The sequence below is a fragment of the Pseudonocardia sp. 73-21 genome (assembly GCF_001899645.1).
In the GTDB taxonomy this organism is placed as follows: domain Bacteria; phylum Actinomycetota; class Actinomycetes; order Mycobacteriales; family Pseudonocardiaceae; genus Pseudonocardia.
The window spans coordinates 43,385-62,071 of record NZ_MKVV01000083.1 but is presented as its reverse complement, the minus strand read 5'-3'; the positions used below and the strand labels follow the sequence as shown (position 1 = coordinate 62,071).

General features: G+C 73.0%; 23 protein-coding genes. 7 read left to right on the top strand and 16 right to left on the bottom strand.

Features of this window, described 5'->3' with window-relative positions; all coding sequences use genetic code 11:
- Positions 1 to 30: 30 nt before the first annotated feature.
- Positions 31 to 2,811 (bottom strand): DEAD/DEAH box helicase, encoded by a 2,781-nt coding sequence (locus BGP03_RS26125; RefSeq protein ID WP_298797755.1) that lies wholly within the window; start codon positions 2,809 to 2,811, stop codon positions 31 to 33.
- A 132-nt stretch (positions 2,812 to 2,943) separates the two neighbouring features.
- Between BGP03_RS26125 and BGP03_RS26120 the strand changes: the two genes are divergently transcribed.
- On the top strand, positions 2,944 to 3,264 hold the full coding sequence (locus BGP03_RS26120) for a DUF1330 domain-containing protein (protein WP_298797757.1): 321 nt from the start codon (positions 2,944 to 2,946) through the stop codon (positions 3,262 to 3,264).
- Here the strand turns inward: BGP03_RS26120 and tatC are convergent.
- The 5 genes from tatC to BGP03_RS26095 form a co-directional block, all read right to left on the bottom strand.
- Complete coding sequence (gene tatC / locus BGP03_RS26115; protein ID WP_296375466.1) at positions 3,257 to 4,234, bottom strand: twin-arginine translocase subunit TatC; 978 nt, start codon at positions 4,232 to 4,234, stop codon at positions 3,257 to 3,259. The genes BGP03_RS26120 and tatC overlap by 8 nt on opposite strands.
- Positions 4,235 to 4,243: 9 nt before the next feature.
- Positions 4,244 to 4,510: a Sec-independent protein translocase subunit TatA gene (tatA, locus tag BGP03_RS26110; RefSeq protein ID WP_298797759.1), complete on the bottom strand. Its 267-nt coding sequence runs from the start codon at positions 4,508 to 4,510 to the stop codon at positions 4,244 to 4,246.
- A 54-nt stretch (positions 4,511 to 4,564) separates the two neighbouring features.
- A complete protein-coding gene (locus tag BGP03_RS26105) occupies positions 4,565 to 4,732 on the bottom strand; it encodes a hypothetical protein (RefSeq protein ID WP_296375469.1) in 168 nt (55 codons plus the stop codon).
- A gap of 3 nt (positions 4,733 to 4,735) precedes the next feature.
- A complete protein-coding gene (locus BGP03_RS26100; protein WP_296375471.1) occupies positions 4,736 to 5,686 on the bottom strand; it encodes a YafY family protein in 951 nt (316 codons plus the stop codon).
- Positions 5,687 to 5,795: 109 nt separating this feature from the next.
- Complete coding sequence (locus BGP03_RS26095) at positions 5,796 to 6,767, bottom strand: WYL domain-containing protein (RefSeq protein WP_296375476.1); 972 nt, start codon at positions 6,765 to 6,767, stop codon at positions 5,796 to 5,798.
- Between the two features lie 116 nt (positions 6,768 to 6,883).
- Between BGP03_RS26095 and BGP03_RS26090 the strand changes: the two genes are divergently transcribed.
- Positions 6,884 to 7,123, top strand: a complete 240-nt coding sequence (locus tag BGP03_RS26090) for a hypothetical protein (RefSeq protein ID WP_296375478.1) — start codon at positions 6,884 to 6,886, stop codon at positions 7,121 to 7,123.
- Positions 7,124 to 7,135: 12 nt separating this feature from the next.
- On the opposite strand, the gene BGP03_RS26085 is transcribed toward BGP03_RS26090, so the two are convergent.
- Positions 7,136 to 7,507, bottom strand: a complete 372-nt coding sequence (locus tag BGP03_RS26085) for a DUF1304 domain-containing protein (protein ID WP_298797825.1) — start codon at positions 7,505 to 7,507, stop codon at positions 7,136 to 7,138.
- Positions 7,508 to 7,535: 28 nt separating this feature from the next.
- Entirely contained in the window at positions 7,536 to 8,897 is a 1,362-nt protein-coding gene (pafA, locus tag BGP03_RS26080) for a Pup--protein ligase (RefSeq protein WP_296375482.1), read from the bottom strand.
- A 102-nt stretch (positions 8,898 to 8,999) separates the two neighbouring features.
- Here pafA and BGP03_RS26075 point away from each other — a divergent pair, with 102 nt between their 5' ends.
- The 3 genes from BGP03_RS26075 (at position 9,000) to BGP03_RS26065 (ending at position 11,334) form a co-directional block, all read left to right on the top strand.
- Positions 9,000 to 10,550 (top strand): phosphatase PAP2 family protein, encoded by a 1,551-nt coding sequence (locus tag BGP03_RS26075; RefSeq protein WP_296375483.1) that lies wholly within the window; start codon positions 9,000 to 9,002, stop codon positions 10,548 to 10,550.
- A gap of 108 nt (positions 10,551 to 10,658) precedes the next feature.
- Positions 10,659 to 10,943, top strand: coding sequence for a hypothetical protein (locus BGP03_RS26070; protein ID WP_298797763.1), 285 nt, complete (start codon positions 10,659 to 10,661; stop codon positions 10,941 to 10,943).
- A gap of 31 nt (positions 10,944 to 10,974) precedes the next feature.
- The gene (locus BGP03_RS26065) at positions 10,975 to 11,334 is read left to right on the top strand and encodes a VOC family protein (RefSeq protein WP_298797765.1); all 360 of its coding nucleotides are present in this window, start codon (positions 10,975 to 10,977) and stop codon (positions 11,332 to 11,334) included.
- Here the strand turns inward: BGP03_RS26065 and BGP03_RS26060 are convergent.
- The gene (locus BGP03_RS26060; RefSeq protein WP_298797767.1) at positions 11,325 to 11,942 is read right to left on the bottom strand and encodes an alpha/beta fold hydrolase; all 618 of its coding nucleotides are present in this window, start codon (positions 11,940 to 11,942) and stop codon (positions 11,325 to 11,327) included. The two genes, BGP03_RS26065 and BGP03_RS26060, sit on opposite strands and share 10 nt — an antisense overlap.
- A 47-nt stretch (positions 11,943 to 11,989) precedes the next feature.
- Between BGP03_RS26060 and BGP03_RS26055 the strand changes: the two genes are divergently transcribed.
- A complete protein-coding gene (locus BGP03_RS26055; RefSeq protein ID WP_298797772.1) occupies positions 11,990 to 12,181 on the top strand; it encodes a hypothetical protein in 192 nt (63 codons plus the stop codon).
- Here the strand turns inward: BGP03_RS26055 and BGP03_RS26050 are convergent.
- From BGP03_RS26050 to dop, 6 genes are all read right to left on the bottom strand, one after another.
- The gene (locus BGP03_RS26050; protein WP_298797774.1) at positions 12,159 to 13,421 is read right to left on the bottom strand and encodes a DUF6596 domain-containing protein; all 1,263 of its coding nucleotides are present in this window, start codon (positions 13,419 to 13,421) and stop codon (positions 12,159 to 12,161) included. The genes BGP03_RS26055 and BGP03_RS26050 overlap by 23 nt on opposite strands.
- Entirely contained in the window at positions 13,418 to 13,768 is a 351-nt protein-coding gene (locus tag BGP03_RS26045; protein WP_296375493.1) for a YciI family protein, read from the bottom strand. Before BGP03_RS26045 ends, BGP03_RS26050 begins: the two co-directional genes overlap by 4 nt.
- A 161-nt stretch (positions 13,769 to 13,929) precedes the next feature.
- Positions 13,930 to 14,736 carry a proteasome subunit alpha gene (gene prcA / locus BGP03_RS26040; RefSeq protein ID WP_296375495.1) on the bottom strand — a complete coding sequence of 269 codons (807 nt, stop codon included), beginning with the start codon at positions 14,734 to 14,736 and terminating at the stop codon, positions 13,930 to 13,932.
- A 43-nt stretch (positions 14,737 to 14,779) separates the two neighbouring features.
- On the bottom strand, positions 14,780 to 15,634 hold the full coding sequence (gene prcB, locus BGP03_RS26035; RefSeq protein WP_296375587.1) for a proteasome subunit beta: 855 nt from the start codon (positions 15,632 to 15,634) through the stop codon (positions 14,780 to 14,782).
- Between the two features lie 110 nt (positions 15,635 to 15,744).
- Entirely contained in the window at positions 15,745 to 15,942 is a 198-nt protein-coding gene (locus tag BGP03_RS26030; RefSeq protein WP_296375497.1) for a ubiquitin-like protein Pup, read from the bottom strand.
- 153 nt (positions 15,943 to 16,095) lie between these two features.
- Positions 16,096 to 17,613 (bottom strand): depupylase/deamidase Dop, encoded by a 1,518-nt coding sequence (gene dop, locus BGP03_RS26025; RefSeq protein WP_296375500.1) that lies wholly within the window; start codon positions 17,611 to 17,613, stop codon positions 16,096 to 16,098.
- Positions 17,614 to 17,646: 33 nt separating this feature from the next.
- Here dop and BGP03_RS26020 point away from each other — a divergent pair, with 33 nt between their 5' ends.
- A complete protein-coding gene (locus BGP03_RS26020; RefSeq protein ID WP_363094559.1) occupies positions 17,647 to 18,189 on the top strand; it encodes an NUDIX domain-containing protein in 543 nt (180 codons plus the stop codon).
- Here the strand turns inward: BGP03_RS26020 and BGP03_RS26015 are convergent.
- The gene (locus BGP03_RS26015; RefSeq protein WP_296375503.1) at positions 18,165 to 18,653 is read right to left on the bottom strand and encodes a CGNR zinc finger domain-containing protein; all 489 of its coding nucleotides are present in this window, start codon (positions 18,651 to 18,653) and stop codon (positions 18,165 to 18,167) included. The genes BGP03_RS26020 and BGP03_RS26015 overlap by 25 nt on opposite strands.
- Positions 18,654 to 18,687 lie beyond the last annotated feature (34 nt).

The window sequence follows — 18,687 nt, the reverse complement described above, 5'->3', positions numbered from 1 at the left end:
ATGTCGTGCAGGGTCCTCCTACAACCGTGATCAGGTTCCGACGGCCACCACGCCCCGGCGCACGGCCGCCCCGGCCTGCGCCGCGACCTTGCCGACCCCGCTCTTGCGGCCCGCGACGCCGGCGATCTGGTCGAGCAGGTCGAGCACCTGCCGGCACCAGCGCACGAAATCGCCCGCCGTGAGCTCGTTGCCGTTCTGCTCCGCCGCGGTGAGCACGGCCGAGAGCGTCTCGCCGCGGGCCCAGCGGTGCATCGGCCAGGCGAAGCCGAGATCGGGCTCGCGGGTGCGGTCGACACGGTGGCGCCGCTCGTCGGCCTCCAGCTCCGCCCACAACCGGACGGTGTCGGCCAGCGCCTCCGACACGGCCCCGGACGGCACGCGCGGCATCGTGCCGGTGTCGCGGCGCGTCTCGTACACCAGCGCGGAGACGACGGCGGCGAGCTCGGCGGGGTCGAGCCCCTCCCAGACGCCGTGGCGCAGGCACTCGGCGGTGAGCAGGTCGGACTCGCCCCACAGCCGGGCCAGCCGCGCGCCGTGCTCGGTGACGAGGTTTCCCTCGGCGTCGGGTTCCTCGGCGAGGTAGCCCCGCTCCCCCAGCAGCCCGCGGATCCGGTCGAACGCCCGGGCCAGCGAGTGGGTGGTGGCGCGCACCTTCTGCCGCAGCTGCTCGGTCTCGCGCTCCAGGCGGGCGTGGCGCTCGGCCCAGCGGGCGTGGGCCTCGCGGTCGTCGCAGCCGTGACAGGGGTGGTTGCGCAGGGCCCGGCGCAGGGCGGCGAGCTCGGGGTCGTCGCCGTTGGCGGCGCGGGCGCGCCGGCGCGGCGAGCTGGGTGCGGTGATGCCCGTGGTGCGCAGGGCGGAGGCCAGATCACGCCGGACCCGCGGCGTGCGGTGGTCCACCCGCTTCGGCAGGCGCATCCGCCCCAGCGACTCGACGGGCCCGCTGAAGTCGGCGGTGGACAGCCGGCCCGCCCAGCGGTCCTCGGTGAGCACGAGCGGGCGCGGGTCGGCGTCGCCGTCGATGCCGGGATCGAGCACCACTGCCAGGCCCGCGCGCCGTCCGGTGGTGACCGCGATGACGTCGCCGGTCTTGAGCAGCCGCATCGACTCCGACGACGCCTCGCGGCGCTCGGTGATGCCCTCGCGGGACAGCGACTTCTCCCGCGCGGAGACCTCGGTGCGGAGCCTCATGTACTCGGCGAAATCGCCCAGGTGACACTGCATGGAGCCCTCGTAGCCGGCGAGCGCCTCCAGGTTGCGCTCGATGCGCTTGGCGAGCCCCACCACCGACCGGTCGGCCTGGAACTGGCCCAGGGACTGCTCCAGCAGGTCGCGGGCCGCGTCGGTGCCCAGGCGCCCGACCAGGTTGACGGCCATGTTGTAACCGGGCCGGAACGAGCTGCGCAGCGGGTAGGTGCGCGTGGAGGCCAGGCCGGCGACCATCACGGGGTCCACCCCGGGCTGCCAGACGACGACCGCGTGGCCCTCGACGTCGATGCCGCGCCGCCCCGCCCGGCCGGTGAGCTGCGTGTACTCGCCCGGCGTCAGGTCGGCGTGGGACTCGCCGTTGTACTTGACCAGCCGCTCCAGGACGACCGTGCGCGCGGGCATGTTGATGCCCAGGGCGAGCGTCTCCGTGGCGAACACCGCGCGGACCAGCCCGCGGACGAAGAGCTCCTCGACGGTCTCCTTGAACGCCGGGAGCATGCCGGCGTGGTGGGCGGCGATGCCGCGCTCCAGCGCCTCGCGCCACTCCCAGAAGCCCAGCACGGCCAGGTCGGCCTGCGGCAGGTCGGCGGTGTGCTCGGCGACGATGCGCCGGATCTCCTCGACCTCGTCGTCGGTGGTCAGCCGCAGCCCTGAGCGCACGCACTGCCCGACGGCGGCGTCGCAGCCCGCGCGGCTGAACACGAACGTGATGGCGGGCAGCAGCCCCTCGCGGTCGAGCCGGTCGATGACCGTGACGCGCGACGGCGGTCGGTAGCCGCCGTTCTGGGGCCGTCGCGGCGGGCCACCCGACCGGCCGCGCCCGCGCCCGCCGCCGAAGCTCGACATCGCGTTCTGCCGGTCGAGCTCGCGGGTGTGGCGCACCAGGTCGGGATCGACCTGCAGCTCCCCGGCCTCGTCCTCCCCGGCGAAGAGGTCCAGCATCCGGTTGCCGACCATCATGTGCTGCCACAGCGGCACCGGCCGCACCTCGTCGACGACGACGGTGGTGTCGCCCCGGACCGTGACGAGCCAGTCGCCGAACTCCTCGGCGTTGCTCACGGTGGCCGAGAGGCTGACCAGGGCGACGTGGTCGGGCAGCTGGAGGATGACCTCCTCCCACACCGCGCCGCGGAACCGGTCGGCGAGGTAGTGCACCTCGTCCATCACGACGTAGCCGAGGTGCTCCAGGTGGTGGCTGCCCGCGTAGATCATGTTGCGGAGCACCTCGGTGGTCATCACGACCACCTGCGCGTCGCCGTTGACCGCCGTGTCGCCGGTCAGCAGCCCGACCGCGTCGGCGCCGTGGCGCGCGACCAGGTCGGCGTACTTCTGGTTGGACAGCGCCTTGATCGGCGTGGTGTAGAAGCACTTCAGGCCCTGGGCGAGCGCCAGGTGGACGGCGAACTCCCCCACCACGGTCTTGCCCGCGCCGGTGGGGGCGCACACGAGAACGCCGTGCCCGTCCTCCAGCGCGGAGCACGCGGAGATCTGGAACCCGTCGAGGTCGAAAGGGAGACTCCCGGCGAACTCGGCGAGCCGGGGACGCGCAACGCGGTTCCGGGCGGCGGCGTAGGCCTCCGCGGGAGCCCTCGAACTGCTGGCCACACCCCCAGGCTTCCACACCGCACCGACAACGACCCTTCGGCATGACCTGTGACGTCATCGACGGGTGGCCGCGGCCGTCGCAGGCTGGTCTCCTCGGCCGGGCGCACCGGCCCCGCAGACCGGAGGAATCCCGTGACCGCCTACGCCATCGCCCACCTGGCCGACGTGGACCGCGGCCCCGACATCGTCGAGTACCTGCAGCGCATCGACGCCACGCTCGCCCCGTTCGAGGGGCGGTTCCTGGTGCACGGCGACCCGCCGGAGGCCCTCGAGGGCGAGTGGGAGGGCACGCTCGTCGTGATCGGCTTCCCGACCCGCCGGCAGGCCCGCGGGTGGTACGACTCACCCGCCTACCGGGAGATCCTGCCGCTGCGGACCCGCAACGCGCGTGGCATCGCGGTCCTCGTGGACGGGGTGGAGCCCGATCACGTGGCCACGGACGTGCTCACGTGACGTCGTCGAGGCCCTGCTGGTAGGTGACCGGCTCCGGGGCCGGGATCGGCGACGGCGAGACGGTGCTCGGCGTCGTGTCGATGGCGCTCGGCGCGGTGTCGATGGGCGAGGGGCTGTCGGGATCCCAGTCGTCCCAGCCCTCGGCCTTGCGCTGCCTGGCCTTGCGCCGGTCGTTGAAGCGGGCGAACTGGATGGCCATCTCGAACAGGACGACGAGTGCCGCGGCCAGCGCGATCATGGAGTACGGGTCCTGGCCGGGCGTGGCGATGGCCGCGAAGACGAACAGTCCGAAGATCAGGCCGCGGCGCCACGCCTTGAGCTTCTCGTAGCTGACGATGCCGACCAGGTTGAGCATGACCACGAGCAGCGGCAGCTCGAAGCTGACCCCGAAGATCACCAGCAGGCCGATGACGAACGAGAAGTACTCCTGGCCCGACAGCGCCGTGACCTGGACGCCACCGCCGACGGTGAGCAGGAACGACAGGCCCTTCGCCAGGATGTAGTAGGCGAGGACCGCGCCGCCGACGAACAGCACCGAGGCGGCGGAGACGAACGACAGCGCGTACCGGCGCTCGTTCTTGTAGAGGCCGGGCGTGATGAAGCCCCAGATCTGGTAGAGCCAGACCGGACAGGCCAGGACGACACCGGCCGTGGTGGCCACCTTGAGCCGCAACGTGAACTGGTCGAACGGCGCGAGACCGATCAGCACGCACTGGTTCGGGTCGGACGTGAACTGCGCCCGGTTGGCGGCCGGGATGGAGCAGTACGGGCCCTTCAGGATGTCGCCGAGGTTCGGCAGGCCGAACAGCGACGTCTCGTACCAGATGAAGCCGAGGATCGTCGTGATGAAGATGGCGACGAGGGCGATCCCCAGCCGGTTGCGCAGCTCGTAGAGGTGTTCGACGAGCGACATCGTGCCGTCGGGGCTCTTCGGCCGCCTACCGCCCCGACGCAACGAAAGTCTGGCCACGGGCAGAGATTACTGCCCGGCGTTGGTGGAGCCCGGCTGGGTCACCTTCTGCTGCTCGGCGACGGGCGGCCGGGCCTGGGGCAGCGGCGCGGGCGCCTCGACGGTGGCGGGGGTCTCGTCCTTCCCGTCCTTGCCGTCCTCCTTGAGACCCTTCATCTCACCCTTGAACACGCGGGCGGACTGGCCGACCGAACGCGCCATGTCGGGGAGACGCTTGGCCCCGAACAGCAGCAGCAGAACCCCGATGATGATGAGCCATTCCCATCCACCCGGCATGCGCCTACCTCCTCGACGAGAATTCGTGACGATTCGAGCATACGCGGCACCCGATCAACGCCGACGCTCCCGCCGCAGGGCGTCCGTCGCCGAGGCGAGCGACGCCCGCAACACCGCGGCCGCCCGCGTGGTGCGGCGCAGGTGGCCGAACAGGACGGCCACCAGCGCGACGACGACCAGCAGCCCGGCCACCCCCACGATGATGGCTGGTAGGTACCCCATCTGCTACTCCCCCATCTGCAGGGCCGCGCGGGCCCGGTCGGCCACCGCCCCGGCCAGGTCCGCCGGTTCCAGGATGCGGGCGCGGCCGCCGAGGCCCAGCACCAGCCGGACCAGCCACGCCGGGTCGGAGAAGCGCAGCACCACGCGGGCGCGGTCGCCGTCGATCTCCTCCACCTCGTCCACCGGGTAGTACTCGGCCACCCACAGCGCGTCGTGCTCGAGCACCAGCACCGCCGTGCGGTGGTCGGCGCTGGGCCTGAACAGCCCCTCGGAGAGGTCGGTGGGCTCGGCGTCGGGCGGCGGCTCCGACGGCTCGTCGAGCACCTGGACGTCCTCGACGCGGTCGAGCCGGAACAGCCGGACGCCCTCGGCCCGGCGACACCAGGCCTCGAGGTAGCCGCGGCCCTCGACGATGAGCAGCCGCATCGGGTCGATCGTGCGCTGCGAGACGGCGTCGCGGCCCGCCGTGTAGTAGCGGATGCGCAGCGCCCGTCCGGCGGCCAGCGCGTCGCGCACGGCGCCGGTGGCGGCCTCCTCGGCCGGCGTGACGTCCACGGCCACCGCCGACGTGCCGGCGTCGCCCACGGCGCGTTCGATCTTGACGGTGGCCCGCCGGACGGCGGCGGTGTCGACGACCCCGGGCACGTCGGCGAGCGTCCGCAGGGCCACGAGCAGGGCGGTGGCCTCGGCGGTGGTCAGCCGCAGCGGGCGGCGCATGCCGGCGTCCTCGATGACGCTGACGGTGTCGCCGGCGAACGAGATGTCGACGAGGTCGCCGGGGCCGTAGCCGGGCAGCCCGCACATCCACAACAGCTCCAGGTCGCGGCGCAGCTGCTTCTCGGTGGTGCCGAAGTCGGCCGCGGCCTCGGCGATCGGGATGCCCGGGCGGGCCAGCAGGTAGGGCACGAGCGACAGCAGCCGCGGCAGCCGGTCGGCCACCCCGACGGCGCTCATCGGATGGCCCCTGAGGTTCTGAGTGACGTGGGGGTCGTGCACGGCGTGGGGGTCGTGCGCGGATAACGGTGCTCTGGCCCTGATTTCCGCGCACGGGCGGCGGAGCCGCTCATGTGGTGTGGGCCGCTGCGGCGGCGGACCAGTTGGCGCGCACGTGCTCCGCGAGCTCGGGCGGGTCGAGCACCGCGATGTCGGGGCCGTGCCCGGACAGCCAGCGGGCCAGCACCTCGGTGCCGCGCAGCTCGATCGCCATCTCGTCACCGGCGCGTCCGACGTGGGTGAGGGGGCGGATGACCGTGCCGAGGCGGCGCAGCCCGTGGGCCCGTCCCGACGCCACCCAGACCCGCGCCGTGCCGACCACCGGCGGCGGGTCGACGTTGCGGCGCACCATCCCCATCAGGTCGACGCCGGGCGGCACCGTGACGGCGCCGTGCGGGCCGATGGCGCGGATGGGTTCGACGATGCGGGAGATCCGGAACGAGCGGGGTGCGTCGCGGTCGCGGTCGAAGCCGACCAGGTACCAGCGCCCGCGCCAGGACACCACCCCCCAGGGCTCGACGGTGCGGGTGGCGAGCTCGCCGCCGGGGCCGCCGCGGCGGTGGTCGAAGGTGACCGCGCGCCCGGCCTGCACCGCGGCCAGCAGCGGCGCGAACGCGGGCTCGCCCGCGCGGACCCGTGGCTGCACGCGCCCCTGGTCCTCGTCCACCTCGACGCCGGCGGCGCGCAGCTTGACCAGGGCGCCGTGCGCGGGGGCGGCCAGCTCCGGGGAGTCCCACAGGCGCGCGGCCAGCGCGACGGCCGCGGCCTCGTCGGGTTCGAGGTCGATCTCGCCGAGCTCGTAGTCCTGGCGGGCGATGCGGTAGCCGTCGGCGGTGTCGAAGCTGGAGCGGCGGCCCGTCTCCAGGGGCACGCCCAGCTCCCGCAGCTCCGTCTTGTCCCGCTCGAACATGCGGAAGAACGCCTCGTCGTTCTCGGCGTAGCCGGGCACGATGGAGCGAATGCGCTCGGCCGTGAGGAACTGCCGGGTGGACAGCAGGCAGAGCACGAGGTTCACCAGACGTTCGGCCCGTGCGGAGGACACGTCGGCATCGTAGGCCCGCACCTGGTCGTCCCGTGGCCGACCGGCCGAAGCAGCGTCTCACTCTGCTACACCTCCACCCCTTGACCTGTATCCCCACTCACACGACCCTGACGACCATGGGCGCACCCGAGACCTTCAATCCCTGGACCGTGGTGAACCTCGTGTTCCACCACCTGGCTGAGCACGGCCTCCACCCGGTGCTGGGTGAGGCCGGCGATCCGGCCGGCCCCGCGTCGGAGCTGCTGCGGTCGTTCGGGATCGAGCCCGGGCGCAACGACGAGACGGTGTCCTCGGCGAGCGTGCAGGACTCGCTGGCCGAGATCCGCGAGCGGATGCTGGGCGCGCCGCCGTCCTGACGGGCCCGGGAGTCAGCGCGCGAGCAGGAGCAGGGCGATGCCCAGGACCGCCGGCACGCTCTGCACCAGCAGGATGCGCCTGCTGCTGACCGTCGCCGCGCCGTAGAGGCCGGCGACGAACACGCACAGCAGGAAGAACAGCGCGAACGCGAAGCCGACGTCGGTGTCCGTGCCCGCCACCAGCGACACGGCGAGCCCGGCCGCCAGGAACCCGTTGTAGAGCCCCTGGTTGCCGGCCATCGCGACCGTGTCCTCGGCGAGCGCGGGCGACGTGCCGAACGCCGCGCGGGCCCGCGGCGTGCGCCACAGGAACATCTCCAGCGCCAGGATGTAGACGTGCAGCAGCGCGACCAGCGCGATGACGACATCGGCGGCGATCTGCACGGTGCCTCCCAAGATCAGGAGGCGAACGCTACAACGAGGCGATCAACCGGTCCACCCGCTCGTCGACCGAGCGGAACGGGTCCTTGCACAGCACGGTGCGCTGCGCCTGGTCGTTGAGCTTGAGGTGCACCCAGTCGACGGTGAAGTCGCGGCCCGCGGCCTGTGCGGCGGCGATGAAGTCGCCGCGCAGCTTGGCCCGTGTGGTCTGCGGCGGGGTGTCCTTGGCCAGCTCGATCTCGCCGTCGTCGGTGACGCGGTCGACCAGGCCCTTGCGCTGCAGCAGGTCGAAGACGCCGCGGCCGCGCCGGATGTCGTGGTAGGCCAGGTCGAGCTGGGCGATGCGCGGGTTGGCCAGGTCCATGCCGTCGCGGTTGCGGTAGCGCTCGATGAGCCGGTTCTTGATGGCCCAGTCGATCTCGCGGTCGATCAGCGACAGGTTCTGGGTCTCGACGGCCTGCAGGACGCGGCCCCACAGGTCGAGCACGCGGGCGGTGGTGGGGTCCTCGCTGCCGCGCGCGGCGACGTGCTCGACGGCGCGCTCGTAGTACTCGCGCTGGATGTCCAGGGCGCTGGCCTCGCGGCCGCCCGCCAGCCGGACGGTGCGCCGCCCGGTGAGGTCGTGGCTGATCTCGCGGATGGCGCGGATCGGGTTGTCGAGGGTGAAATCCCGGAACTGGACGCCGGCCTCGATCATCTCCAGCACGAGGCTGGCCGAGCCCACCTTGAGCAGCGTGGTGACCTCGGACATGTTGGAGTCGCCCACGATGACGTGCAGGCGGCGGTAGCGCTCGGCGTCGGCGTGCGGCTCGTCGCGGGTGTTGATGATGGGGCGCGAGCGGGTGGTGGCGCTGGAGACGCCCTCCCAGATGTGCTCGGCGCGCTGCGAGAGGCAGAACACGGCACCGCGGGGGGTCTGCAGGACCTTGCCGGCGCCGCAGATCAGCTGGCGGGTGACCAGGAACGGCAGCAGCACGTCGGCGATCCGGGAGAACTCCCCCGCCCTCGCGACGAGGTAGTTCTCGTGGCAGCCGTAGGAGTTGCCCGCCGAGTCGGTGTTGTTCTTGAACAGGTAGATGTCGCCGCCGATGCCCTCGTCGACGAGCCGGCGTTCGGCGTCGACCAGCAGGTCCTCGAGGATCCGCTCCCCCGCCTTGTCGTGGGCCACGAGCTGCGCGAGGTTGTCGCACTCGGCCGTGGCGTACTCGGGATGGCTGCCGACGTCCAGGTAGAGCCGCGCCCCGTTGCGCAGGAACACGTTCGACGACCGGCCCCACGAGACGACGCGACGGAACAGGTAGCGCGCCACCTCGTCCGGGGAGAGTCGACGCTGGCCGTGGAAGGTGCAGGTGACCCCGAACTCGGTCTCGACACCAAAGATCCGCCGCTGCATCTACACAGCGTAGGCGGAGAGTGGCTCTCGTGGGGCATGTCTCGGGCAGTGGGTCGCGACACTGGCGCTGTTGTCCGGTTCGCTCACCCGTAGGGTCCAGGGGTGATCAGGTGGTTGGCCAACAGCACGGACCGCGTCGGGAACACCGACCGCGCCATCTCCCGGGCGATCTCCCGGTGGCATCCCTCGCACGTCGACACGGCCATGAAGAGCCTGTCGAACTCGGCGAACCACAGCCTGCTGTGGTTCGGCGTCGCGACGCTGCTCGCCGCCCGGCGGGGCACGACCCGCAAGGCCGCGATGCGCGGGCTGCTGTCGATCGGGCTGGCCAGCGCCGCCGCGAACGCCGGGCTCAAGCCGCTGCTGCCGCGGCGGCGCCCGGCCGCGTCGGAGCTCCCGGCCTACCAGAAGATCGCGAACCCACCGAGTTCCTCGTCGTTCCCCTCGGGGCACGCGGCGTCGGCCGCCGCGTTCGCCACGGCCGTCGCGATGGAGAGCCCGCGGTCGGGTCTGGTCGTGGCGCCGCTCGCGGCGGCCGTCGCGTACTCGCGGGTGCACGTCGGGGTCCACTGGACGTCCGACGTCGTGGCCGGCGCCGCGCTGGGCAGCGGCATCGCGTGGGTCACACAGCGTTGGTGGCCCGTCCGCGAGGTCGACGAGGCCCGCGCCCGGCCGCTCGACACGGTGCCGGACCTGCCGCGGGGCAGGGGCCTGGTGCTGGTGTCCAACCAGCGCTCCGGCGACGCCGACTACAACCCCGCCGACGAGCTGGAGGCCGCGCTGCCCGAGGCCGTGGTGATCCGGGCCGAGCCCGACCGCGACCTCGACGAGCAGCTCGACGAGGCGGTCGAGGCGGCGGGCGACGCGGCGCTGGCGATCGGGGTGGCCGGCGGTGACGGCACCGTCGCCGCGGCGGCCGCCGTGGCCGGACGGCGCCGGCTGCCCATGGTGGTGGTGCCCACGGGCACGCTCAACCACTTCGCCCGCGACGTGGGCGTCTACGACCTTCAGGAGGCCGTCGACGCGTCCGGGGCGGGCCAGGCCGTGGCCGTCGACCTCGCGCTGGTGGACGTGCACCCCGGTCACGGCGCCGACCCCGAGAGCGCCGACGTGATGCGCACGCGCTGCTTCCTCAACACCGCGAGCCTCGGCTCCTACCCCGATCTCGTCCGGCTGCGCGAGCAGTGGGAGCCGAAGTGGGGCAAGTGGCCGGCGTTCGCCGCCGCGCTGGTGGTGGTGCTGCACCGCGCCGAGGCCGTGGACGTGAAGATCGACGGCCGCTGGACGAAGGTCTGGTTCCTGTTCGTCGGCAACGGGCCCTACCACCCGCGCGGGATGGTGCCGGCGTGGCGCCCGACGCTGGACTCCGGGCTGCTCGACGTGCGCTGGCTGCGCGCCGACATCCGGTACTCGCGACTGCGCGCCGTCGCGGCCCTGCTGCTCGGGGCGCTCGGGCACAGCCGGGTCTACGGGCAGCGGGAGGTGGCCGAGCTCGACGTGGAGCTGGCGGTGCCCGGGATGCTCGCCACCGACGGCGAGGTCGTCGAGACCGCGGGCCGCTACACGTTCCACGTGGCGAAGGAGCCGATCCCGGTCTACCGCCGCGACGAGGACCGCTGGACCGGTCGCGGCCGTCCCTACCTGCGGGTCTGACGCCGCAGCTCGTCGCGGGCCCGCATGAGCCGATCACCTCTCGCGCCGGGTCCTGCGGGGTTTCCCCGTTCGGCCCACAGCGGGCCCGGCGGTTCCTAACCTGGGCCGATGACGTACCCGCCCCCGGTCGTGCACAGCGGCTACGGCCGCGCCGCTCTCGCGTGCCTGGTCTGGGCCGCCACCAGCCTGGCGCTGATCCTCGCGCTGCTCGGTCCGCCGCCGTCGGCGGGGGCGTTCGGGCTGGTCGCGGGTTCGCTGACGGTCCACGCCCTGCTCGCGGCCCTGCCGGTGTGGCTGATCGTGCGGCACCGGGCGTGGGCGCGGTGGCAGGTGCTGCTGCTGGCGCTGGGGTGCTTCCTCGTGGTCCGCACGGCGCTGAGCGCGATCGGTTGACAGCACGGGCGGGCGCTGTTTCCTTGGGAGCATGCGTGTCACCGGGCTGGACCACATCGTGCTCGTCTCCCCCGACGCGGAGCGCCTGATCGCCTGGTACGCCGACGTACTCGGGCTGGGCGTGGAGCGGCTGGAGCTCTGGCGGCGCGGGGAGGTCCCGTTCGCGTCGCTGCGGGTCGGCCCGGAGACGATCATCGACGTGGTGGCCGGCGAGCGCACCGGGGAGAACCTGGCGCACTTCGCGCTCGTCGTCGACGCGGACCTGGACGCGGTCGCCGTCGAGCACGGGGTGCCCGCGCCGACGAGCCTGTCCGGCGCGCGCGGCCAGGGCCGGGGCATCTACCTGGCCGACCCCGACGGCAACGGGGTGGAACTGCGCACCTACGCCTGAACGAGTCCGGCGGCCAGCTCCACCAGGCGCGCGGTGCCGCCGGTGAAGAAGTGCGACGCACCGGGCAGCACCTCGACCCGGGTGTTCGTCCAGCCCGCCGTCGCGGCGACCACCTCCGCCGGGGGCCGGACCTCGTCGCGTTCGGCCAGCGCGAGCAGCACGGGGCGGGGATCGGCGCCCACCACGTCGAGATCGTGGGCGAAGCGCAGCGGCGGGGCGATGCCGAACCACGACGTCACCCGCGGCGGGGCCACCGACAGCGCCATGTCACCGCCGAACGACCAGCCGGCCAGCACCAGCGGCACACCGGGGTCGAGGCGCTCGGCCAGGGCGGCGACCGCGGCCTCCACGTCGAGGCGCTCGGCGTCGCCCCCGGTGTGCTCCCCGGAGCTCTTGCCGACCCCGCGGAAGTTGAACCGCAGGCAGGTGGCGCCGTGGCCGGGCAGGGCGGCGAACAACGCCCCGACGACGGTGGTGTGCATCGAGCCGCCGTACTGCGGGTGCGGGTGGCACACCACGAACCCCGAGGTGGCGGGGTGGTCGGGGACGGCCAGCTCGGCGTCGAGCACCACCCCGTCGGAGGCGTTGAGGGACAGGCGCTCGACCACCGGCCGAGCCTAACCCGGCGATCACCGGCACCGGCGTCGACGCCGTCGTGCACCTCGGGGGCATCTCGGCGGAGGCGCCGTGGGAGGAGATCCTCGACGTCAACGTCGACGCCGTCGGCGAGGCGCTCGGCTACCACCCGCTCGACGACGCCGAGACGTTCGCGGGCGAGGTCGGCGGCGATCCGGAACCGCTGGTCGGCGGGGCGTTCACCCGGTTCACCCTCGGGGAGCTCCCGTGAACCCGGCCGCGCCGGCCGCGCGCTCCTCCAGGTAGCGCTTCTCGGGCTGGTTGAGGGCCGCCCGGGCCGCCCGCTGGTAGTGCTCGCGCGCCCCGGCGTGGTCGCCGAGGCGTTCGAGCAGGTGGGCCCGCACGGCGTCCGGACGGTGGGAACGGCGCAGGCGGGGGTCGTCGGCCACCGAGTCGAGGACGGCGAGACCCCGGGCCGGCCCGTCGGCCATCCCGACCGCCACCGCCCGGTTGAGCGTGACCACCGGGTTGTCCGACCGCCGCTCGAGCATGCCGTAGAGGAGGGCGATCTGCCGCCAGTCGGTGTCGGCGTCGCCGGCGGCCTCCGCGTGCACGGCGGCGATGGCGGCCTGGAGCTGGTAGGGCCCGAGCGCGGCCGTGGACAGCGTGCGTTCGAGCAGGTCCACGGCCTCCGCGATCGCGTCGTGGGCCCAGCGGCGCCGGTCCTGCTCGGCCAGCGGCACCAGCCGCCCGTCGGGCCCGGTGCGCGCCTCCCGGCGGGCGTCGACGAGCAGCATCAGCGCGAGCAGACCGGCGATCTCGCCGTCGTCCGGGAGGAGCCGGTGCAGCTCCCGCGTCAGGCGGAGGGCCTCCGCGGTGAGGTCGAGCCGGGTCAGGGCCGGACCGGCGGTGGCGGTGTGCCCCTCGGTGAAGACCACGTACAGGACGTGCAGGGCGGCGGTGAGCCGCTCGTCGCGGTCGTCGTCGGACCGGGTGAACGACGCGCCCGCCGCACCGATCGTGGCCTTGGCCCGGCTGATGCGCTGGGCCATCGTCGGCTCGGGCACGAGGAACGCCCGGGCGATCTCGGCGGTGGTGAGCCCACCGACCGCCCGGAGCGTCAGCGCGATCCGGCTGGGCTCCGACAGGGCGGGGTGGGTGCACAGGAGCAGCAGTTCGAGCGTGTCGTCGACCGCGGGGTGCAGCAGCTCGTCGTCGGCGGCGGGGGCGAGCCGATGCGCCGAGGGGTCCCCGGCGACGGTGTCCTCGCGCAGGCGGCGGGCGTGGTCGCTGCGCAGCATGTCGATCAGCCTCCGGCCCGCCACGGCGATCAACCACGCGACCGGTTCGGCCGGGAGCCCGTGCCGCGGCCACGCGCCCGCGGCGGCGAGCAGCGCCTCCTGGACCGCGTCCTCGCACAGGTCGAACCGGCCGTGCCTGCGGACCAGGGCGCCGAGGACCAGCGGCGCGCTGCGGCGCAGCAGGTCCTCGACCACCCCGTCCCCGCTCATGCCGAGTAGATGACCGGCCGCACCTCGACCGGGAGGTGCTGGGTGCCCGGGATCATGGCGGCGAGCTCGTGGGCGCGTTCGACGCTCTCGCAGTCGACCAGGTAGAAGCCGCCCATGTACTCCTTGGCCTCCAGGAACGGGCCGTCGGTCACCGTGGACGCGCCCGGGCGACCGCGGACCACCGCGCTCTGCGACGGGTCGGCCAGGGCGTGGGTGGCGACCATCTCCCCCGACGCGGTGATCGTCTCCATGAACGCCTCCTGGCCCCCGGCGATCTCATCCCGTTCGGCCTCGGACAGCGACTCCCAGGTCACCGGGTTCATCTGGATGATCAACAGGTACTTCACGACTCCTCCTTCGCGACGCGGAGCCCGGCCGGGCTCCGTTCGTGAGCAGTACGGAGCCGGTCGCCGCTCCTCGACATCCACGACGGTGACCCGCATCACAGGATACGGACGACGCGCGACGGCCCCGCAGGACGTGCCTGCGGGGCCGTCGCGCGGTGCCGTCAGCTCTCGGTGGCGGCGCTGCCCGCGGCGGTGTCGTCGCCGCCCACCGGTTCGGCCGACGGGGGCGGATCGTCCACCGCGCGGTTCTCCTCCGGGAGCAGGTCGCGCAGGACCGGGCCGGTGATGCGGCGGAAGGTGCGGCGGGGACGGGCGCGGTCGAGCACCGCCACCTCCAGCGCGCTGACGCCCAGGACCCGCGACGCGGTGGCGCCGTTGGTGGCGTTGCCGCCCGGCGTGGCGGCCGCCTCCAGGCCCTCGACGGCCACCGCGAGCGCCTCGGCCAGCTCCAGGCCGGGCTGGTAGGTGTCCTTGAGCTTCGTGCTGATCGGTTCGGTGGTGCCGCCCATGACCACGAACTGCGGCTCGTCGGTGATGGAGCCGTCGTAGGTGATGCGGTAGAGCTGGTCGCCCTCGGCGGTGGTGCCCACCTCGGCCACGCACAGCTCCACCTCGTAGGGCTTCTGCTGCTCGACGAACGCCGTGCCCAGGGCCTGCGCGTAGGCCTTCGCGAGCATCTGCCCGCTGACGTCACGCCGGTCGTAGGAGTAGCCGCGCACGTCGGCCATGCGGATGCCGCCGGTACGCAGGTTGTCGAACTCGTTGTAGCGGCCGACGGCGGCGAAGCCGATGCGGTCGTAGATCTCCGAGACCTTGTGCAGCGCCTTGGAGCGGTTCTCGGCGACGAACAGCACCCCGCCGGTGTAGGTCAGCACCACGACGCTGCGACCGCGGGAGATGCCCTTGCGGGCGAGCTCGGAGCGGTCGCGCAGCAGCTGGTCGACCGACGAGTAGAACGGCATCGTCACGGGAGGAGCTCCTCAACTGTCAGGGCTACGGGGAGCATGCGGATCAGCCGCCGTCGGGGTGCTCGGTGCGGCGGGCCACGACGTCGCGGACGACGGCCTCGATCTCCTCCTCGGAGCGGCGCACGGCGCCCTCGGCCCCGGTGATGGACACCACCACCGGGTAGATCCGCCGGGTGAGGTCCGGCCCGCCGGTGGCGGAGTCGTCGTCGGCGGCGTCGTAGAGCGCCTCGATGGCGTTGCGCACGGTGGTGGCGAGGTCGGCGTCCGTCTTGTGGATCTTCTTGAGCGACGACTTCGCGAACACCGAGCCCGACCCGACGGAGTGGTAGCCGAGCCACTCGTCGTAGCGGCCGCCCGTGGCGTCGTAGGTGACGATGCGACCGGCCTTGGCCGGCTCGGCCTCGGTGTCGTAGCCGACGAACAGCGGCACCACCACGAAGCCCTGCATGGCGGCGCCCAGGTTCTGCGCGACCATCCCGGCGAGTTTGTTCGACTTGCCGTCCAGCGACAGCGGCACGCCCTCGGTCTTCTCGTAGTGCTCGAGGTCGACGGTGAACAGCCGCACCATCTGGATGGCGATGCCCGCCGAGCCGGCGATGCCCACCGCCGAGTACCCGTCGGTGATGAAGATCTTCTCGATGTCGCGCTGGGCGATGACGTTGCCCGAGGTGGCACGGCGGTCACCGGCGATGACGACGCCCTCGTTGAACACGAGCGCGACGATCGTGGTGCCGTGCGGCACCCCCAGATCGTCGCCCGAACGCGGAGCGAGCCCCTCGGGTACGCGGCCCGGGAGCAGGTGCGGCGCGTTCGCCGTGACGAAGTCGGTGAACGAGGACGGGCCGGGAGCGAGGTACGCGTCCAGACCTGTGGGCGGGCGGGACTCCGAGAACGGCATGGTCAGGGCGTGCCTCTCCACGTGCGGGTGCGGTGGTGCGGGTCCAGCGAGGATCCGGAGCCGGCGGGGGCCGGCTGCAGAGGATGCCGGCCGACGCCGGCGGGGAGAGGCTACTCGCCGCCCTTCTGGACGTACGCCCGGACGAAGTCCTCGGCGTTCTCCTCGAGCACGTCGTCGATCTCGTCGAGGATCGTGTCGACGTCCTCGCCGAGCTTCTCGCGACGCTCCTGGCCGGCCGCCGCGGCGTCGCCGCCCTCGTCGTCGTCGCCGCCTCCGCCGCCCTGACGCTTGGTCTGCTCCTGCGACATGGGTGTCTCCTCCTCGCGCCCGATCTTCCGGGTTCTGGGCCCCGACGTCCGCGCGGCGCCCGCGCGGCCTTCCGGTGTCCGGTAGCTCAACACTACCCAGCGAAATGCCGACACGCCCGCTGTCCGGACCTTTCCGGTGGGCGCGTCGTGTGCTCAGCCCCGGGTGAGCGCCTCCACCAGCTCCTCCGCGGTGCGGGAGTTGTCGATCAGCTCGCCCACGTGCTTGCGGGTGCCGCGCAGCGGCTCCAGCGTCGGGATCCGCACCAGGGACTCGCGGCCCAGGTCGAAGATCACCGAATCCCACGAGGCCGCCGCCACCTCCGTCGGGTAGCGCTCCAGGCAGCGGCCGCGGAAGTAGGCGCGGGTGTCCTCCGGGGGCGTGCGCATCGCGGCGGTGACCTCCTCCTCGGTGACCAGGCGCTTGATCGAGCCGCGGGTGGCGAGGCGGTTGTAGAGGCCCTTCGCCATCCGGACGTCGGTGTACTGCAGGTCCACCAGGTGCAGGCGCGGTGCATCCCAGGCGAGGCCGTCGCGCTCGCGGTAGCCCTCCAGCAGGCGCAGCTTGGCCGTCCAGTCGAGCCGGTCGGCGGTGCTCATCGGGTCGCGGGCCAGGTCGTCGAGCACCTCGCCCCAGATCTGCAGGACCTCGGCGGTGGCGTCGTCGACGTCGGCGCCCATCGTGTTCTCGACGTGCTTGCTGGCCTTCTCGAAGTAGGCCTGCTGGATGTCCAGCCCGGTCATCTTGCGGCCGTCGGCGAGGTCGACGGTGAGCTTGAGCGACGGGTCGTGGCTGATCCGGTGCACCGAGCGGACGGGCTCGGCGATGCGCAGCTCGTCGAACCGGACGCCCTTCTCGATCATGTCCAGGACGAGCGCGGCCGTGCCGACCTTGAGCAGCGTGGAGTACTCGCTCATGTTCGCGTCGCCGATGATGACGTGCAGGCGGCGGTACTTGTCGGCGTCGGCATGCGGCTCGTCGCGGGTGTTGATGATGCCGCGCTTGAGCGTGGTCTCCAGCCCGACCTCGACCTCGATGTAGTCCGAGCGCTGCGAGAGCTGGTAGCCCGTCTCGTCGCCGGACGCGCCGATGCCGACCCGGCCCGCGCCGCACACCACCTGGCGGGTGACGAAGAACGGGGTGAGCCCGGCGACGATCGACGGGAACGTGGTCTGCCGCGCCATCAGGTAGTTCTCGTGGGAGCCGTAGCTGGCGCCCTTGCCGTCGACGTTGTTCTTGTAGAGCTGGATGCGCGGCGCGCCGGGCACGGTGGCGGCGCGCATCGCGGCCTCCTCCATCACCCGCTCCCCCGCCTTGTCCCAGATCACGGCGTCGCGCGGGGTGGTGACCTCGGGGCTGGAGAACTCCGGGTGGGCGTGGTCGACGTAGAGCCGGGCACCGTTGGTGAGGATGACGTTGGCCGCGCCGAGGTCGTCGAGCTCGGAGTCGTTCGGGACGTGCATGGTGGGCGCGGAGAGATCGAAGCCGCGGGCGTCGCGCAGCGGGGACTCCACCTCGTAGTCCCAGCGGGCGCGCCGCGAGCGCGGGATGTCCTGGGACGCGGCGTAGGCCAGCACCACCTGGGTGGAGGTGATCACCGGGTTGGCGCTGGGGTCGCCCGGGACCGAGATGCCGTACTCGATCTCGGTTCCCATGATGCGGCGTGCGGTCATGTTCCGGAGCCTAACCGCCACGCCGAGTGGATGATGGGCGTCGTGGGTGCGGAGGACGAACGGGTCGCGGTGTACGACTCCGCCGGACGGGTGACGGGCACGGAGACGCGCGGGGTGGTCTACCGCGACGGGATCTGGCACGGCGCCACCGGGGTGCTGGTCCGCAGCCTCGACGGCGGACGGGTGGTGGTGCACCGTCGCACCGCCGACAAGCTGGTCTTCCCGTCCCTGTGGGACTGCTGGGCCGGTGGCGTCATCGACCCCGGCGAGGACCCGGCCGACGCCGCCGCCCGCGAGCTGGCCGAGGAGCTGGGCGTCACCGGGGTGCCGCTCGTGCCGATCGAGAGGTTTCCCTTCGACGACGGACGGCTGCGCTACCACGTCTTCACCTACGAGGTGCGCTACGACGGGCCGCTGCATCCGCAGCCCGCGGAGGTGGCGTGGGCCGGGCGCATCACCCTCGACGAGCTGCGCGCACGGCTTGCCGACCCGCGGCACTGGCCGTTCGTGCCCGACGGCCGGATGGGCATCGAGCGGTGGTTCGCCGCGTCTCAGGACCGGCGCGAGCGCTCGTAGTAACGGCCCGACTTGGCCCGGTTCCCGCAGACCTCCATCGCGCACCAGCGGCGCGTGCCGTTGCGGGAGACGTCGTGGAACCACAGGACGCACGTCGGGCGGGCGCACTTCCGGATGCGGTCGGGCCGGTCGGTGAGCAGTCGCAGGTAGTCGACCGCGGCGTCCCAGGCCGGCCGCCACGCCGGGTCGACGGCCACGTCCTCGCCGGGCCCGTCGGCCCGCAGGACCGGCGTGCGGGTGCCGCGGGCCAGCACGGCGTTGAGCCCGTCGCGCTCGCCGCGCTCCAGCGCCGCCCGCAGCGCCGTCCGGGTCTCGACCAGCGCCTCGGCCGAACCGGTCCGGTAGCCGTGCTCGGCGAGCCACGCGGCGACGCCGTCGGCGACGGCGAGCTGGTCGCCGCCGTCCCAGAGGGTGTCGACGAGGTCGAGCGCGAGGGGCTCTCCGACGAGCGGGCGTTGCTGCACCCCGCCATCTAACCACTGTCCATCCCTTGACAGG

Bases quoted from the DNA above. Each gene is read 5' to 3' on its own strand.
- tatA (WP_298797759.1), bottom strand. From the start codon at position 4,510: ATGCCGGGTGGATGGGAATGGCTCATCATCATCGGGGTTCTGCTGCTG.
- BGP03_RS26105 (WP_296375469.1), bottom strand. From the start codon at position 4,732: ATGGGGTACCTACCAGCCATCATCGTGGGGGTGGCCGGGCTGCTGGTC.
- BGP03_RS26100 (WP_296375471.1), bottom strand. From the start codon at position 5,686: ATGAGCGCCGTCGGGGTGGCCGACCGGCTGCCGCGGCTGCTGTCGCTC.
- BGP03_RS26090 (WP_296375478.1), top strand. From the start codon at position 6,884: ATGGGCGCACCCGAGACCTTCAATCCCTGGACCGTGGTGAACCTCGTG.
- pafA (WP_296375482.1), bottom strand. From the start codon at position 8,897: ATGCAGCGGCGGATCTTTGGTGTCGAGACCGAGTTCGGGGTCACCTGC.
- BGP03_RS26070 (WP_298797763.1), top strand. From the start codon at position 10,659: ATGACGTACCCGCCCCCGGTCGTGCACAGCGGCTACGGCCGCGCCGCT.
- BGP03_RS26065 (WP_298797765.1), top strand. From the start codon at position 10,975: ATGCGTGTCACCGGGCTGGACCACATCGTGCTCGTCTCCCCCGACGCG.
- BGP03_RS26050 (WP_298797774.1), bottom strand. From the start codon at position 13,421: ATGAGCGGGGACGGGGTGGTCGAGGACCTGCTGCGCCGCAGCGCGCCG.
- prcB (WP_296375587.1), bottom strand. From the start codon at position 15,634: ATGCCGTTCTCGGAGTCCCGCCCGCCCACAGGTCTGGACGCGTACCTC.
- BGP03_RS26030 (WP_296375497.1), bottom strand. From the start codon at position 15,942: ATGTCGCAGGAGCAGACCAAGCGTCAGGGCGGCGGAGGCGGCGACGAC.
- dop (WP_296375500.1), bottom strand. From the start codon at position 17,613: ATGACCGCACGCCGCATCATGGGAACCGAGATCGAGTACGGCATCTCG.
- BGP03_RS26020 (WP_363094559.1), top strand. From the start codon at position 17,647: ATGGGCGTCGTGGGTGCGGAGGACGAACGGGTCGCGGTGTACGACTCC.